General features: G+C 37.5%; 13 protein-coding genes and 2 pseudogenes. 12 read left to right on the top strand and 3 right to left on the bottom strand.

The features are described from left to right. Positions 1 to 36: 36 nt before the first annotated feature. A complete protein-coding gene (gene rpsB / locus L3081_RS08195; RefSeq protein ID WP_242284803.1) occupies positions 37 to 768 on the bottom strand; it encodes a 30S ribosomal protein S2 in 732 nt (243 codons plus the stop codon). Between the two features lie 394 nt (positions 769 to 1,162). Between rpsB and L3081_RS08190 the strand changes: the two genes are divergently transcribed. From L3081_RS08190 to L3081_RS08150, 9 genes are all read left to right on the top strand, one after another. Next, entirely contained in the window at positions 1,163 to 1,801 is a 639-nt protein-coding gene (locus L3081_RS08190; RefSeq protein WP_242284802.1) for a DsbA family protein, read from the top strand. 26 nt (positions 1,802 to 1,827) lie between these two features. Continuing rightward, complete coding sequence (gene map / locus L3081_RS08185) at positions 1,828 to 2,616, top strand: type I methionyl aminopeptidase (RefSeq protein WP_242284800.1); 789 nt, start codon at positions 1,828 to 1,830, stop codon at positions 2,614 to 2,616. A gap of 39 nt (positions 2,617 to 2,655) precedes the next feature. Next, positions 2,656 to 4,473: a [protein-PII] uridylyltransferase gene (gene glnD / locus L3081_RS08180; RefSeq protein WP_242284798.1), complete on the top strand. Its 1,818-nt coding sequence runs from the start codon at positions 2,656 to 2,658 to the stop codon at positions 4,471 to 4,473. A gap of 131 nt (positions 4,474 to 4,604) precedes the next feature. After that, positions 4,605 to 5,291: an ACT domain-containing protein gene (locus L3081_RS28120; protein ID WP_242284796.1), complete on the top strand. Its 687-nt coding sequence runs from the start codon at positions 4,605 to 4,607 to the stop codon at positions 5,289 to 5,291. Positions 5,292 to 5,322: 31 nt separating this feature from the next. Then, on the top strand, positions 5,323 to 6,156 hold the full coding sequence (dapD, locus tag L3081_RS08170) for a 2,3,4,5-tetrahydropyridine-2,6-dicarboxylate N-succinyltransferase (protein ID WP_242284794.1): 834 nt from the start codon (positions 5,323 to 5,325) through the stop codon (positions 6,154 to 6,156). Positions 6,157 to 6,409: 253 nt separating this feature from the next. Continuing rightward, a complete protein-coding gene (locus L3081_RS08165; protein WP_242284793.1) occupies positions 6,410 to 7,045 on the top strand; it encodes a hypothetical protein in 636 nt (211 codons plus the stop codon). Positions 7,046 to 7,049: 4 nt separating this feature from the next. Then, positions 7,050 to 7,940: a hypothetical protein gene (locus tag L3081_RS08160; RefSeq protein WP_242284790.1), complete on the top strand. Its 891-nt coding sequence runs from the start codon at positions 7,050 to 7,052 to the stop codon at positions 7,938 to 7,940. 48 nt (positions 7,941 to 7,988) lie between these two features. Continuing rightward, positions 7,989 to 8,687, top strand: coding sequence for a ribose-phosphate diphosphokinase (prs, locus tag L3081_RS08155; protein ID WP_242284788.1), 699 nt, complete (start codon positions 7,989 to 7,991; stop codon positions 8,685 to 8,687). Positions 8,688 to 8,695: 8 nt separating this feature from the next. Next, a complete protein-coding gene (locus L3081_RS08150; protein WP_242284787.1) occupies positions 8,696 to 8,893 on the top strand; it encodes a hypothetical protein in 198 nt (65 codons plus the stop codon). A 73-nt stretch (positions 8,894 to 8,966) separates the two neighbouring features. Here L3081_RS08150 and L3081_RS08145 read toward each other — a convergent pair whose 3' ends face one another. Continuing rightward, entirely contained in the window at positions 8,967 to 10,487 is a 1,521-nt protein-coding gene (locus tag L3081_RS08145; protein ID WP_242284785.1) for a fumarate hydratase, read from the bottom strand. 249 nt (positions 10,488 to 10,736) lie between these two features. Here L3081_RS08145 and pabB point away from each other — a divergent pair. The 3 genes and pseudogenes from pabB (at position 10,737) to L3081_RS08130 (ending at position 14,309) form a co-directional block, all read left to right on the top strand. After that, positions 10,737 to 12,178 (top strand): annotated as a pseudogene (gene pabB / locus L3081_RS08140) (aminodeoxychorismate synthase component I). Further along, complete coding sequence (locus L3081_RS08135) at positions 12,171 to 12,788, top strand: CoA pyrophosphatase (protein ID WP_242284784.1); 618 nt, start codon at positions 12,171 to 12,173, stop codon at positions 12,786 to 12,788. The pseudogene pabB and the gene L3081_RS08135 overlap by 8 nt, the downstream one beginning before the upstream one ends. 144 nt (positions 12,789 to 12,932) lie before the next feature. Beyond that, positions 12,933 to 14,309, top strand: coding sequence for an L-serine ammonia-lyase (locus tag L3081_RS08130; protein ID WP_242284783.1), 1,377 nt, complete (start codon positions 12,933 to 12,935; stop codon positions 14,307 to 14,309). Positions 14,310 to 14,362: 53 nt separating this feature from the next. Here L3081_RS08130 and cysB read toward each other — a convergent pair. Further along, positions 14,363 to 15,335, bottom strand: a pseudogene (gene cysB, locus L3081_RS08125) (HTH-type transcriptional regulator CysB). Positions 15,336 to 15,357 lie beyond the last annotated feature (22 nt).

The following is a 15,357-nucleotide window of genomic DNA, read 5'->3' as shown; positions in this document are numbered from 1 at the left end:
TAATTACGTTTTATTTATTTAATAATAAAAAGGTAATTATTCAGTTTCAACAAAACCGTCTTTTTCAGCTTGTACTACGATGTTTTTTTCACGACCAAAGGCAAGCACTGCATTAGCAACAGCGTCACAGTATAAAGTTACTGCACGGATTGCATCATCGTTACCAGGAACAATGTAATCAATGTTATCTGGGTTTGAGTTAGTATCAACAACAGAAATTACTGGGATACCAAGGTTGTTTGCTTCTTTAATCGCAATATGTTCGTGATCGGCATCAATGATAAAAATAGCATCAGGTAAACCACCCATGTTTTTAATACCACCCAAGCTTTTATCAAGCTTTTCCATTTCACGAGTACGCATTAACGCTTCTTTTTTAGTTAAAGCTTCAAAAGTACCATCAGTGCTTTGTGACTCAAGATCTTTTAAACGTTTGATTGATTGACGTACTGTTTTCCAGTTAGTCAACATACCACCTAACCAACGGTGATTAACAAAAAACTGATCAGATTTAATGGCTGCTTCTTTGATAGCATCGCTTGCGGCACGTTTAGTACCAACAAATAGAACTTTACCTTTTTTAGAAGAAACATTGTTAATAAAAGCAAGTGCTTCATTAAACATAGGTACAGTTTGTTCTAAGTTGATGATATGAACTTTATCACGAGCACCAAAAATGAACGGTTTCATTTTTGGATTCCAGTAACGAGTTTTGTGACCAAAATGAACACCGGCTTTAAGCATATCGCGCATTGAAACGTTTGACATTGTATTTTCCTTTATGGGGTTAAGCGTTCATACACCCAATATACACGACTCTATTCGCTGTATTCTTGTGTTATTTGATATAATAACAACAAGGTATGATTCAGCTGAGCACCCCGGTATACCTTTACTAGATGTATGTGAGTTTATAATATAATCAAGTTGCTTCTTCGCAAACATTGACCTGTTTAATTGCCGTAGAAATAAGCATCATTTATCAGTTGTTAACTGAATAACAAATAGATAAATAATCACTTAGATTTCAGCGCGGCATTTTATACCACAAAATGACAATTTTAACCAGAAAAAATTTCACTGGGATAATTCAACTTATCACGGTAAAATTAGTAATTATTGGGCTAACTAATGTGCTCAAACAAACGATTTTAGGTAAAAAATGACAACACACAAAGTACCTGCACAACTATTCTTTCTATATGATAGCCACTGCCCTTGGAGTTATGTTGCAACGAAGCTTGTAAACGAAATACACAATGCCTTTCCTGATATAACGCTAAATTTATGGCATACTGCCTTTTTTGACGGCAAGCACGATGAGCCAACTCAGAATAAGTTGAATGAAATTAAAGCGGTTGAGCAACAAGCCAACATTCATTTTTCAAGTCCTTATCTGAAACTACTTGAACAAAATAAAAATTCAATTTTAGCGGCTAATTTAATGACATGGGCACAACATAAGACGCCAAATTTAGCATTACCATTATTAAATGCACTACAAAAAGCACATTTTGAGCAAGGTAATCCAATAACGCATCCATCAGAATTAGCAACAACAATCGCTGACCTAAAATTATCGCCCCCTACAAAAGTATTCAAAAGTGATAAACTCAGCAAAGACGCAATGATGCAATTAGAAGAAATCTATGCATTGCAAGATCTAATAAACACCGAAGCCATACCGGCACTGTTGTTAGCCATTGATGATCAGTTAATACTTTTGAATCATAACTTCTATTTATCAGAGCCTAAGGCGATTGTTGAAGCGGTACAGTTAGAATTGAATAAATACACCTAAACACTAATAACGAGTAAGAGAACAGTATGTCCATACCAATTAAAAGCCAAGATGAAATAGCGAAAATGCGCATAGTCAAGCAACTAGCTTGTGATGTTTTAGAGATGATTGCTCCTTATGTAAAAGCAGGTGTCACAACAGATGAGTTAAATACTTTATGTGCCGATTACACTGAAAAAGTACAAGAAGCTATTTCTGCTCCACTAAATTATCACCATTTTCCAAAGTCTATTTGCACCTCCGTCAACCATGTTGTTTGTCATGGTATTCCTGATGATACCGTATTAAAAAATGGCGATATCATCAATCTTGATATTACCGTGATTAAAGACGGTTATCATGGTGATACCAGTAAAATGTTTCTTATAGGTGATGTTTCTCCTGAAGACAGCCGATTATGTCGTTTAGCACAAGAGTCATTATATATTGGTCTAAAAAAAGTAAAACCTGGCGCTACCTTTGGTGAAATTGGTTCTGCTATTCAAAAATTTATCAAAAGTAAAGGACGTTACTCAATTGTTAAAGACTATTGTGGACACGGAATTGGTGTAGAATTTCATGAAGAACCACAGATTGTTCATTACAAAAACCATGATAAAACTAAGATGGTTGAAGGAATGTGTTTCACCATTGAACCCATGATTAACTTAGGTAAAGCCAACACGGTATTAGACAAAGAAGATAACTGGACCGTGTACACTAGTGATGGCAAAAAATCAGCGCAGTGGGAGCATACCTTAGTCGTGACAAAAACAGGCTGTGAAATTTTAACCTTACGTAAAGAAGAAACCATAAGTCGAATTCTTCACAATTAAAACGACTTAAATTCATCAAATAACGACATAGGTACATACGTGAATAATCACCCTATACAAAGTGACATAATCCCAGAAACGTTTATTAATAGCTTAGCTATTACAACCGATATTTTATCAAGTAAAGATATTTGCCAATTAACGCTAAGCTTTCATGAATGGCTTAATAGTGCCTTTGCCGATAATGATGTTAAAGACTTATTAATAGCTCGTGCCGTATTTGTTGATGCCATATTAACTAAATTATGGTGTCAACATCATCTTGATGAATTTCAAATCGGCTTAGTTGCTGTTGGTGGTTATGGACGTGGTGAACTTCACCCTTTTTCAGATATTGATATTTTAATATTAACTCAAACGGAAATTGATTTAGAATTAGAAGAAAAAATCTCCAGTTTTATCACGCAACTTTGGGATATAAAACTTGATATTGGTCACAGTGTACGTTCTATTAAAGAATGTATTAAGCAAGCGATCGATGATGTAACCGTTGCAACCAACTTAATGGAACTACGGCAAATTACCGGGAATGAGATATTAACGCAACAATTACTGCCTTTGATCAATGAAGATGTATTTTGGACGTCAGAAAAATTCTTTATAGCCAAACGAAAAGAACAAGCAAAAAGACATTTGCAATACCATGGTGCCGCATACACGTTAGAGCCAAATTTAAAAGCTAGCCCAGGGGGATTACGTGATATTCAAACCATTGCTTGGGTTGCAAAACGTCATTTTTTGGCAGATTCTTTAGAAGAGTTAGTAGAACATAATTATCTTTATCCAAATGAATTAGCCGAGCTTATTGAAGCACAAGATTATTTATGGCGAATGCGCTTTGCTTTGCACTTTGTTGCTAAACGAAGCGAAAACCGTTTGTTGTTCGACTATCAAACCGATGTGGCCAAAATGATGGGGTTTGGCGATGAAGGTAAAGCCCCAGTAGAACGTATGATGAAGCGTTTTTTTCGCATTATTGCACGCGTTGCCGAGCTAAATACCATTTTATTGCAACGCTTTAAACAAGAAATAATTCAAGATCCAGAACAAGCTAATAGTAAAATGATCAATCAGGATTTTGAATTGGTGGATACATTGATTAATACCACCAATGACAGAATTTTTATGCGACCTGTCAAAATGATCGAAATGTTCTTAATTATTGCTCAACAACCTGAAATTAAAGGGATTCATTCTCATACACTCAGATTAATGCGAAATGCAAGACGACGCTTGATTTCAGGTTTAATAGACTATGAACAATGTCGTCAAATATTTATGGCCATTATTAAGCATCCTCGCGGTTTAGGTTTAGCATTCAATTTAATGCATAGGTATGGAATTATTGGCTCGTACCTGCCATTATGGCGTAATATTGTCGGTCAAATGCAGTTTGATTTATTTCATGCATACTCTGTTGATGAACACAGTTTCCGCGTAGTTAAAAACCTATATCAATTTAGCCAAAAAGAACACAACCATAAATACCCTTTATGCAGTAAAATAATGCAGAAAATTCGTAAGCCTGAAGTTTTATACTTAGCGGGAATTTTTCATGATATTGGTAAAGGCCGAGGTGGAGATCATGCAAAACTCGGCGCTGTAGACGCCTTGTTTTTTTGTCAATCACATAAAATGAGCAATCACGACAGCAAAATGGTGTCTTGGTTGGTAGAAAAACATTTACTTATGTCAGTAACCGCACAACGACGCGACATTAATGATGAAAATGTTATTCGTGCTTTTAGTAATATTGTACGCGATGAAGCACATTTAGATTACTTATACTGTTTAACCGTCGCCGACATGCGAGCCACGAACGAAAGCTTATGGAATAGCCGAAAGCAAATCTATTAAATGATCTGTATTTCAATACATTAAGAGCATTACGTCGTGGATTATCAAAACCTGTAGAAACTCGCTCTAAAATTCGGGAAAATCAACAGCAAGCAAGGGATATTTTAGTTGAAACTCAAGTTGACGAAAATGTGCTTAATTCCTTATGGAAAGAATTTAGAGCTGACTACTTTTTACGTTATTCTCCAGAGCAAATAGCCAGACACTGTCAACGTATAATCGGTCATAACAGAGAAGAACCACTGGTAATTATCAGCCCTAAACCCTATCGAGGGGGAACTGAAGTTTTTGTTTTCGCTAAAGAAAAAGTGAATACTTTTGCCACTATTGTTGAGTTATTAGGTAGTAAAAGGCTGTCGATCCATGATGCAAAAATAATTACCACGAAAACAGGTTATACCGTTAATACGTTTATTATTCTTGATTCTCGTGGCAAAGCCCTTAAAGAAAGTTATCAAACGAGTGAAATTGCTAACGCTTTAAGTACGAAACTGAAACAAGACAACCTATGTGATATTCCGCTGCAACCGGCGCGTAGAGAAGTGAAACAATTTAACTTTCCACTAAGGGCAAGTTTTATCAAAATCAGCTCCAAAACGAAAACGATGATTGAAATTATTGCCTTAGATAGACCCGGGTTACTGGGTAATATTGCCCAGGTATTTCAACAACTTAATATTAGTATACATTCAGCAAAAATAACCACTTTTGGCGAAAAAGCCGATGATGTTTTCACTATTTCAACCAATGAAAACGCAGCATTAACAGAACTAGAAAAACAACAACTCGCTGATAAACTAACCCAAGAAATAGATTAAACAATTTGAAATAAGTAATAGGAATTTATAAATGACTGATTTAACCGCCTTAGAAAGTACAATTGAGCAAGCTTTTGAAAACAGAGCAAATATTAGCCCTGCAACCGTCTCTGATGAAGTCAAAACTGCTGTACTAGCTTCAATAGCAGCACTCAATAATGGCTCTGCACGTGTTGCAGAAAAAATAGCGGGCCAATGGCATGTACATCAATGGCTTAAAAAGGCTGTATTATTATCATTTCGCATTTGGGACAACCAAGTGATTGATGGGGCCGAAAGTACTTTTTTTGACAAAGTCCCCATGAAATATAGCGATTACACCCAAGAAATGTTTGAAGCAGACGGTGTGCGTGTTGTTCCTGGAGCCTCAGTACGTACCGGCAGCTTTATTGGTAAAAATGTTGTAGTGATGCCTAGCTTTGTAAATATAGGGGCATTTGTTGATGAAGGCTGTATGGTTGATGGTTGGGCAACCGTTGGCTCGTGTGCTCAAATAGGTAAAAATGTACATTTGTCTGGTGGCGTAGGAATAGGTGGCGTATTAGAGCCATTACAAGCTGGCCCAACAATTATCGAAGATAATTGCTTTATTGGCGCACGTTCAGAAATAGTAGAAGGGGTTGTAATAGAAGAAGGTGCTGTTATTTCAATGGGGGTATACATTGGTCAAAGTACCCGTATTTATGACCGCGAAACAGGTGAAATACATTACGGTCGTGTACCCGCAGGTTCGGTTGTAGTTCCCGGTAACTTACCATCAAAATGTGGTAAATATAGTTTGTATGCTGCAATTATTGTTAAAAAAGTTGATGCGAAAACTCGTGAAAAGACTGGCATTAATGAATTATTACGTTTAGCTGAATAAGAACATCGGCGTAGATTAAAAGTTAAGATAAATATTTCTCCGCTAAACACAAAGCCAATAGTCTTAAACTGTTGGCTTTTTTATTACACCAATTATATTAAATATACCCAAACCTCTATAATATTACATACGATATGATCTACATTAACCTAGTTGCGATTTTTTTTGTTTACACTATTCAAAATAGGTACGGAATTTCTGTACCGTGTTTTACCAAGTAACGTAATAGCCCATGAATTAGGATGAATAACCTATGCTTAAACTTAAATCTGTTGCCATAGATACTTTTAAAGAAAATGTTGTTTATTTACATCGAAACTGTCCTTTGTATCGTACAGAAGGTTTTCAAGCATTAATGAAAATAGAAATTTACATTAGAGGAAATGGCTCGCCTGTATTAGCTGTTTTAAACATTGTCGATGATACTGCCATAGTCGATATAGACGAATTAGGGTTAAGCACTCAAGCTTTTAAGCAGTTAGGACAACCGGAGGGCATCAAAGTTTACATTGCACCGGCCAAGCCCCCTATATCACTTAAAGCTGTTCATAAAAAAATTGCCGGTGAAAGCCTCAGTGAAAATGAATATCATCTTATTTGCCAAGATATTTTAGAAAATCGTTATTCAAAAATGGAAATAGCGGCATTTTTAGTCGCCTGTAGTCATAATGGATTAGAACGTGAAGAAATATTCTTTTTAACAAAAGCCATGGTTAATTCTGGGAAAACTCTTAATTGGGGGGAGCCTATTGTGGTAGACAAACACTGCATTGGCGGAATACCTGGAAATCGTACAACGATGATTGTCATGCCAATTGTCGCAGCGCATGGAATGCTAATGCCAAAAACGTCTAGTCGAGCAATCACTTCCCCCAAGAGGCACAGCTGATACAATGGAAGTATTGGCAAAAGTTGAACTTTCCCTAGAAAAAATGAAAAAAATTGTTCAGTCTCACCGCGGTATGCTTTCTTGGGGCGGAACAGCAAAACTAGCGCCAGTTGATGACATTTTAATTTCCGTGGAACGCCCTTTATCAATGGACTCTACGGGCCAATTAGTCGCCTCCATTTTATCAAAAAAAATTGCAGCCGGTTCCACTCACTTATTAATTGATATTCCTATTGGTGCTTCTGCTAAAATTCATGATAAACAGGAGGCATTACAATTAAGAAAACTCTTTGAATATATTGGTGACCTGTTTGCTTTACATATTGAAGTGGTTTTCACTGATGGATCTCAACCAATAGGCAATGGTATTGGTCCAGTATTGGAAGCAAGAGACGTGTTACAAGTGTTAAGTAACCACATTGACGCACCTGCTGATTTGCGTGAAAAATCACTGCGCTTGGCCGGTCGTATATTAGAATTTGATCCTGATGTAAGAGGCGGCCAAGGTTATGCTACAGCGCGCGACATACTCGAATCTGGACGGGCTTTTGATAAAATGCAGGCTATTATATTAGCGCAGGGCGAACAGAAAAAACACGAGAATCAACCACCTTTACAATATGAAGTTATCGCGTATACAAATGGCTATATACATACAATAGATAACTTAAAAATAGCCAATATAGCCGACTTAGCCGGTGCACCTAGAGACAAATGTGCGGGTATTGATTTATCAAAAAAAGTAGGGGATCACGTAAATAAAGGTGATACGTTATTTACTATCTACGCTTGTTATAAAAGTGAACTTGAATTTGCTAAGAAACTCGCTGATGAAGGCAATGTTTATACTATTAACGCAAAAGCGCCCTCTAATAACGCACATTATTATATCTAGCTTATCTCATTTTACTAATTTAGCGCTCAACAATAAACGGGAACTAACATGACATTGCTACTAGGTTTTGACGACTATTTACCTCAAGCTGAAAAGCTTGCGAATGACTTAACTCTTCCAATGAAGGTAGTTAACTTACATCAATTTCCAGACGGTGAAACAAAAGTCACCTTACCCCCCTCATTACCACAGAAAGTAATTATTTGTCGTAGTTTACATCAACCAAATAATAAATTAATTGAGCTGATAATAACGGCTGCGGCTGCGAAAAACCAAGGGGTTAAACATATTACTTTAGTTGCACCCTACTTATGCTATATGCGCCAAGACAAAGCCTTTCATACCGGGGAAGCGATTAGCCAGAAAATTATTGGTAAATTACTAAGCGAATATTTCGATCGAGTTATCACAGTGGATCCGCATTTACATCGCATTAATAATTTAGGCGAAGCAATCCCCAATAGTGAAGCCGTCACATTGAATGCCACCCTCGCTATCAGTGATTTTATAAAGCAAAAATTCACTCAACCTATTATTATTGGACCTGATGAAGAGTCTCAACAATGGGTTAAAGCTATTGCTGCCCCGCACCGTTGGATGTATACCATAGCCACAAAAGAACGATACAGTGATACACAGGTGAAAGTCAGTTTTTCAGACAATACCAGTGAAAAAAACATATCATTAGATTTAGCAGGACAAGATCTCATTATTGTTGATGATATTGCCGGACAGGTAAAACACTAATACAGGCGGTGATCCAACTTCAGCATCAAAAGCCAAGAAGTATCTCAATCATTGTGACCCATGCATTTTTTGTTGATAGTGCAATAAAGCAACTTAACGAGTTAGGTGTTAGTAATATATGGAGTTCTGATAGTATTCCTCATGCTACTAATGCCTTTAGTATTATCGATACTGTCGCTGAGAAAATAAAAATGACCTTGAAATAAATGGTATTTCAAGGTCATTCACTAATGTTTTCATGGTCAATTACTAAGGGTTAGTCTTTAACGATTAACATTACTATTTTTGACCTGATTCTTCAATTTTAAGTTTCCAGATAGCAGGGCCAGTCACATGTGCAGACTCTCCGTTGCTATCTACAGCCACGGTCACGGGCATATCTTCAACTTCAAACTCATAAATGGCTTCCATTCCTAAATCTTCAAAGGCGACAACTTTCGCTTTTTTAATCGCTTTAGAAACTAAGTAAGCAGCACCGCCCACGGCCATTAAATAAACAGACTTGTGCTTTTTAATATTTTCTACGGTCGCTGCACCACGTTCTGACTTACCGATAGATCCTAGAAGACCCGTTTCAGCCAAGATCATTTCAGAAAATTTATCCATACGTGTTGCTGTTGTAGGGCCTGCAGGACCAACGACTTCATCACCAACGGCATCAACAGGACCAACGTAATAAATAAATTTGTCTGTAAAATCAACAGGTAACTTTTCACCGGCAGCTAACATGTCTTGAATACGCTTATGGGCAGCATCACGGCCAGTTAAGATAGTGCCGCTAAGTAGAACAGTTTCCCCTGTTTTCCATTGTGCTATATCGGCTTTAGTTAAACCGTCAACATTAACACGGCGAACATTTTCACCCACTTCCCACGTAATATCTGGCCAATCTTCTAATTTAGGTGGTGTTAAATCAGCCGGGCCAGTGCCATTTAAGTGAAAATGAACATGACGCGTTGCTGCACAGTTAGGAATCATTACAACAGGTAATGATGCTGCATGTGTTGGAACAGCATTAATTTTTACATCGACAACGGTAGTTAAACCGCCAAGACCTTGTGCACCGATCCCTAATTTATTCACCCGATCGAAAATTTCTAAACGTAGCTCTTCTTCTGAATTTTGAGGACCTCTATCCATCAATTCTTGAATATTAACAGGATCCATCAAGCTTTCTTTCGCTAATACGGCTGCTTTTTCTGCCGTACCACCCACACCTATACCTAACATACCAGGCGGACACCAACCTGCGCCCATCGACGGCAACGTTTTCACTACCCAATCAGCAATAGAGTCATTAGGATTTAACATCACCATTTTAGTTTTGTTTTCACTACCGCCACCTTTAGCCGCAATCATCACTTCAATTTCATCGCCTTCAACCAAGTCGACATGTACAACAGCAGGAGTATTATCTTTCGTATTTTTACGAGCACCGGTAGGATCAGCAACAATAGAAGCACGTAATGGATTATCAGGATTCATATAAGCACGACGTGTGCCTTCATCTACCATTTGTTGCACTGTCATATCGGTTTTATCCCAGGTAACGCCCATACCTACTTTCACAAAACACGTAACAATACCTGTATCTTGACATATAGGACGTTTACCCGTAGCCGCCATACGCGAATTAATAAGAATTTGCGCAATGGCATCTTTGGCCGCTGTATTTTGTTCTTTGTGATAAGCTTTTTCTAACGCTTGAATAAAATCAAGAGGATGATAATAAGAAATATATTGTAGTGCGTCTTCAACACTGTCGATTAAGTCTTGTTGTTTGATAATTTTATGGGACATGGTGCTCTCAACTCTCGTTAACGGTGTGAATACCCAAGTACACTAAAACCTGCAATTTCAATTCATTTGGGTATATAATTTGTTTTCATTATAATACCTTTCTATTGAAACTGCGGCTAGTAGCCAATAGTAGAATATGAACATTTATTAGATAAATATCTAATAATTTTTTAAGCAACTGAATAGTCAATAACTTGAGTAACTACCGTCTTGCAATCCAACAATCTATCACTGAGTAAACCATTATCACTGTCTGTTGAGAAATTAACCTTAGCAAGAACAGTTAAACCCTTAGATTTATTTACACCATTAGCGCAAGAGCCTTGGGCTATTTGGTTAGATTCAGGTGAAGGTGGGCATATTAATGCCTGCTTTGATATTTTGGTTTGGCAACCTGAAGTGACCTTATGCACTTACGGCGATAATACACAAATACATTATAAAAAATCCGATAAAACTGAGATAAGTGATGATGATCCGTTTTCTTTATTAGAAAAAATTCAACCTCAAGTAATTTCAACAGTACATGCGACGCAATATGACTTACCTTTTTTAGGGGGGGCATTAGGGTATCTTGCTTATGATTTAGGTCGTCGTTTCGAAAAATTGCCTACAAACGCAGAACAAGACATTAGCTTGCCTGAAATGGCAATGGGCATATATAGCCAAGCCGTGATCTTTGATCATAAACGGCAACAGTACTTTTTACTCTGTCCTGCAGAAAAACGTATCGCCTTGGAAAAGTTTATACAAGCATTAGTTACTCGACAACAAAATAACGCAAAACCTTCGCAAAACTTCACTTTAACAACGCCTTGGCAAAGTAGTATGGATCAAGCTTCGTATATTGAAAAATTCAACCAAGTCCAACAATATTTATCCACGGGTGACTGTTATCAAATTAATTTAGCACAACGCTTTAACGCACAATATTTAGGGGATGAGTTTCAAGCATACTGCGCTCTTAGAATAGAAAACAAAGCGCCCTTTTCAGCATTTATACGTTTGAATAATGCCTGTATTTTAAGTCTATCGCCTGAACGTTTTTTGCAATGTAAAAATAATAAAGTACAAAGTAAACCCATTAAAGGTACTATGCCTAGAAGCAACAATACTGAACAAGATAGCGCCAACGCTGCAATATTACTCAACTCAATAAAAGATCGAGCTGAAAACTTAATGATTGTTGATCTACTGCGTAATGACTTATCAAAAGTGTGCACCCCAAACAGTGTTGTAGTGCCAAAATTATTTGATATCGAAAGCTTTCCGGCCGTACACCATCTTGTAAGTACAGTTGAAGGCGAACTTGCTGAGCAATATAGTGTGAATGATTTATTGCGTGGTGCATTTCCTGGTGGGTCAATTACCGGTGCCCCAAAAATTCGCGCAATGGAAATTATTGAACAACTTGAGCCCCACAGAAGAAGTGTCTACTGTGGCAGCATAGGCTACATTTCAAGTTGTGGTACGATGGACACCAAGATCACTATTCGCACCTTAATCGCGTTAAACAATCAAGGTACCTCTAGATCTTCCTCTGTCACTAATCAGATATACTGTTGGGTGGTGGCGGCTTAGTTGCTGATTCAACCGCTTCAAGCGAGTTTCAAGAAACCTTTGATAAAGTAAATCGAATTTTGCCCATATTAGAGCAATTAGGTAAACAAGAGGGTAAACATAATGGATAAAGATGAGTTTTTATTTAGATTTCATTTAAAACAGCAATATGATTCTTGTCATAATTACCAACACCATGCCCCCTTAAGATCTGCAGCAGTGCTAATCGCATTGTTTGATGATTCCAAGACAATGGCTAATCAACTAAATACTGAACAAGATACCTATTCAACAAATGGTCTACAAGTACTATTAACTAGACGTGCTAGCCATTTAAAACACCATCCTTCACAAATAAGTTTTCCTGGGGGCAAAGTAGAGCATACTGATATAGATCTAACGCACACAGCACTGAGAGAAGCACAAGAAGAAATAGGGCTAGATCCGGAAAACGTTACGGTTATTGGACAATTGCCAAGTTATGAAATTATTAGTGGTTATCAAGTTACACCTATCGTCGCGATGATTGATTCACTTCAAACTTATATAAAAGACAAAAATGAAGTAGATGAAATATTTCATGTGCCATTACAACATTTTTTACAAGATGAAAATCACCATATCATCGATTCTTATCGGCATGGACGTCATCATAATGTCCACTTTTATCCCTATAGACACTATAACATCTGGGGTGCGACAGCAGCCATCATGAAAGATTTAGTCAATAGAATAAAATAACCTTTACCACATGAGTGTTTCACTTCAAACATGCTCGTTAATTATTGCGAATATTTATTGTCAAAAATAATAACTTTCAGCTATCATTACCATATTAACATCAGCCAAAACATAAATTATTAAAATTTTATTCGGAATTAAGTCATGATTAGCGTATTTGATATGTTTTCAATAGGTATTGGTCCATCAAGTTCTCACACTGTTGGTCCAATGAAAGCAGCCAAGTTATTTGAAGAAGCACTCAAAAAACAATCGTTGCTCACTAAAACCGACCGTGTTAAATGTGAATTATTTGGCTCTTTGGGTCAAACAGGCATTGGTCATGGTACAGGTAAAGCAATTATTCTAGGTTTATCAGGTGAAACGCCTGAAGACATCGCTGTTGATTCAATAGACACTATCCTGTCTCAAGTGGTTGAAAGTGAAAAAATACTACTCGATGGAAATTATTCTGTTAATTTTCCTAAAGATAATGCCATTATTTATCATCATAGAAAAAGGTTGCCTGCCCATTCAAATGCATTGACACTTTTTGCTTACCAAGGTGAAACAATTATTTTACAGCAAACTTATTACTCTATTGGTGGTGGTTTTATTGTACAAGATTGTGATTTCGAGAAAGAAAAAGATAAAGCGTTATCCCTGCATGAAAATATCGATAGGCCTCATCGATTCACTAACGCAGCTCAACTCCTTGCCATTGCGCAAGAAAGTGGCTTAAGTATCAGTACTATTATGATGCAAAATGAAAAGTGCTTAAATGATGAAACTACAATTCGCTCTAAACTCGTAGGTATTTGGCAAGCGATGCGCGGCAGCGTAGATCGAGGAATAATTACCGAAGGGATTTTACCCGGTGGTCTGAAAGTGAATCGTCGTGCGCCGGCATTATATCGCTCTTTAATGGTTGAAAAATCAAGTGACCCTCTTACAGCAATGGACTGGGTAAACTTATTTGCATTAGCTGTTAATGAAGAGAATGCTGCAGGTAGTCGTGTAGTTACAGCTCCGACAAATGGTGCAGCAGGGATCATTCCTGCCGTATTGTGTTATTACGACAAATTTGTAAATCCCGTTTCTGATGATGATTGTATACGTTATTTACTTACTGCCGCTGCTATTGGCATTTTATATAAAACCAATGCTTCTATCTCTGGCGCCGAAGTTGGTTGTCAAGGAGAAGTAGGCGTTGCTTGTTCCATGGCAGCCGCCGCTTTAACCGAGATTATGGGTGGCTCTCCTATACAAGTTGAGAATGCTGCTGAAATAGGTATGGAACATAATCTAGGCTTAACCTGTGACCCGGTAGGTGGTTTAGTGCAAGTTCCCTGTATTGAACGAAATGCCATGGGGTCAGTTAAAGCAATCAATGCTTCTAGATTAGCTCTTCGCGGAACGGGGACATCTAAAGTTTCTCTAGATAAAGTCATCAAAACCATGTGGGATACAGGCAATGATATGAAAACTAAATATAAAGAAACTTCTCGGGGTGGATTAGCAGTGAATATTACTGAATGTTAGCAAGTATCTAGGTATCATTTTACTCACTGATAACTTTTAATATAGTAGTTACATTACCTAATGGGTAATGTAACGTCAGCGAACATTTCATCAACTTCTACATTATTTTTTAACAACATAGCTTGTGTAACCACATGTTTATTTAAATGCGGCGCAAAACGTTCAATAAAGTCAAACATATAACCTCGTAAAAAACTACCACGTCTGAAACCTATTTTAGTTGTACTGGCTTTAAATAAATGACTCGCATCAATACTAACAAGATCGTTATCAATAGCAGGATCGATCGCCATCGTCGCTATGACACCGACGCCGACGCCTAGACGAACATAAGTTTTAATCACATCGGCATCTGTTGCAGTAAAGGCAATTTTAGGCTCTGCTCCTGCTTTCTCAAAAGCAGCATCTAACTCGGAACGCCCAGTAAAACCAAAAACGTAAGTCACGAGAGAATACTTTGCAATATCTTGAATCGTTAAATTTTGTTTGCGCGCTAAAGGATGATCTTTTCGAACAATAACACTACGGTTCCAATGGTAGCAAGGCAACATCACTAGGTCATTGTATAAATGCAAAGACTCTGTGGCTATAGCAAAATCAGCCTCACCTTTCGCTGCTGCATCGCTAATTTGCGGGCGTACCTTGAGACATTTGTAGTGAAACTTTACTATACTTCTTAATAAAGCCTTGTATAACTTCAGGTAAAGCATAGCGAGCCTGAGTATGTGTTGTCGCAATGCGTAATTTCCCTTCATCTGGTTGCGTATGCTCACGAGCAACCGCTTTTATACCTTCAACTTTAGAAAGAATTTCTTGGGCAATGTTAATGACCTCTTGCCCTGCGGGTGTAACATGTGTGAGATGCTTACCACTGCGACCAAAGATTTGAATTCCCAATTCATCTTCAAGCATTCTAACTTGCTTGGAAATACCGGGTTGAGACGTAAAAAGTACCTCTGCCGTCGCAGAAACATTTAGGTTATTATTGAGTACTTCTACTATGTAGCGCAATTGTTGCAATTTCATTATGTATACCTAAGCTGCTTCA

Source organism: Colwellia maritima (genome assembly GCF_022669015.1).
GTDB lineage: Bacteria > Pseudomonadota > Gammaproteobacteria > Enterobacterales > Alteromonadaceae > Colwellia > Colwellia maritima.
This window is presented reverse-complemented; position numbering and strand designations above follow the sequence as displayed.

What these genes read in the sequence shown, in the direction of transcription:
- L3081_RS08165 (WP_242284793.1), top strand. Translation starts at nt 6,410, where the DNA reads ATGCTTAAACTTAAATCTGTTGCCATAGATACTTTTAAAGAAAATGTT.
- prs (WP_242284788.1), top strand. Translation starts at nt 7,989, where the DNA reads ATGACATTGCTACTAGGTTTTGACGACTATTTACCTCAAGCTGAAAAG.
- map (WP_242284800.1), top strand. Translation starts at nt 1,828, where the DNA reads ATGTCCATACCAATTAAAAGCCAAGATGAAATAGCGAAAATGCGCATA.
- L3081_RS08130 (WP_242284783.1), top strand. Translation starts at nt 12,933, where the DNA reads ATGATTAGCGTATTTGATATGTTTTCAATAGGTATTGGTCCATCAAGT.
- L3081_RS08145 (WP_242284785.1), bottom strand. Translation starts at nt 10,487, where the DNA reads ATGTCCCATAAAATTATCAAACAACAAGACTTAATCGACAGTGTTGAA.
- L3081_RS08160 (WP_242284790.1), top strand. Translation starts at nt 7,050, where the DNA reads ATGGAAGTATTGGCAAAAGTTGAACTTTCCCTAGAAAAAATGAAAAAA.
- dapD (WP_242284794.1), top strand. Translation starts at nt 5,323, where the DNA reads ATGACTGATTTAACCGCCTTAGAAAGTACAATTGAGCAAGCTTTTGAA.
- L3081_RS08190 (WP_242284802.1), top strand. Translation starts at nt 1,163, where the DNA reads ATGACAACACACAAAGTACCTGCACAACTATTCTTTCTATATGATAGC.
- L3081_RS08135 (WP_242284784.1), top strand. Translation starts at nt 12,171, where the DNA reads ATGGATAAAGATGAGTTTTTATTTAGATTTCATTTAAAACAGCAATAT.
- rpsB (WP_242284803.1), bottom strand. Translation starts at nt 768, where the DNA reads ATGTCAAACGTTTCAATGCGCGATATGCTTAAAGCCGGTGTTCATTTT.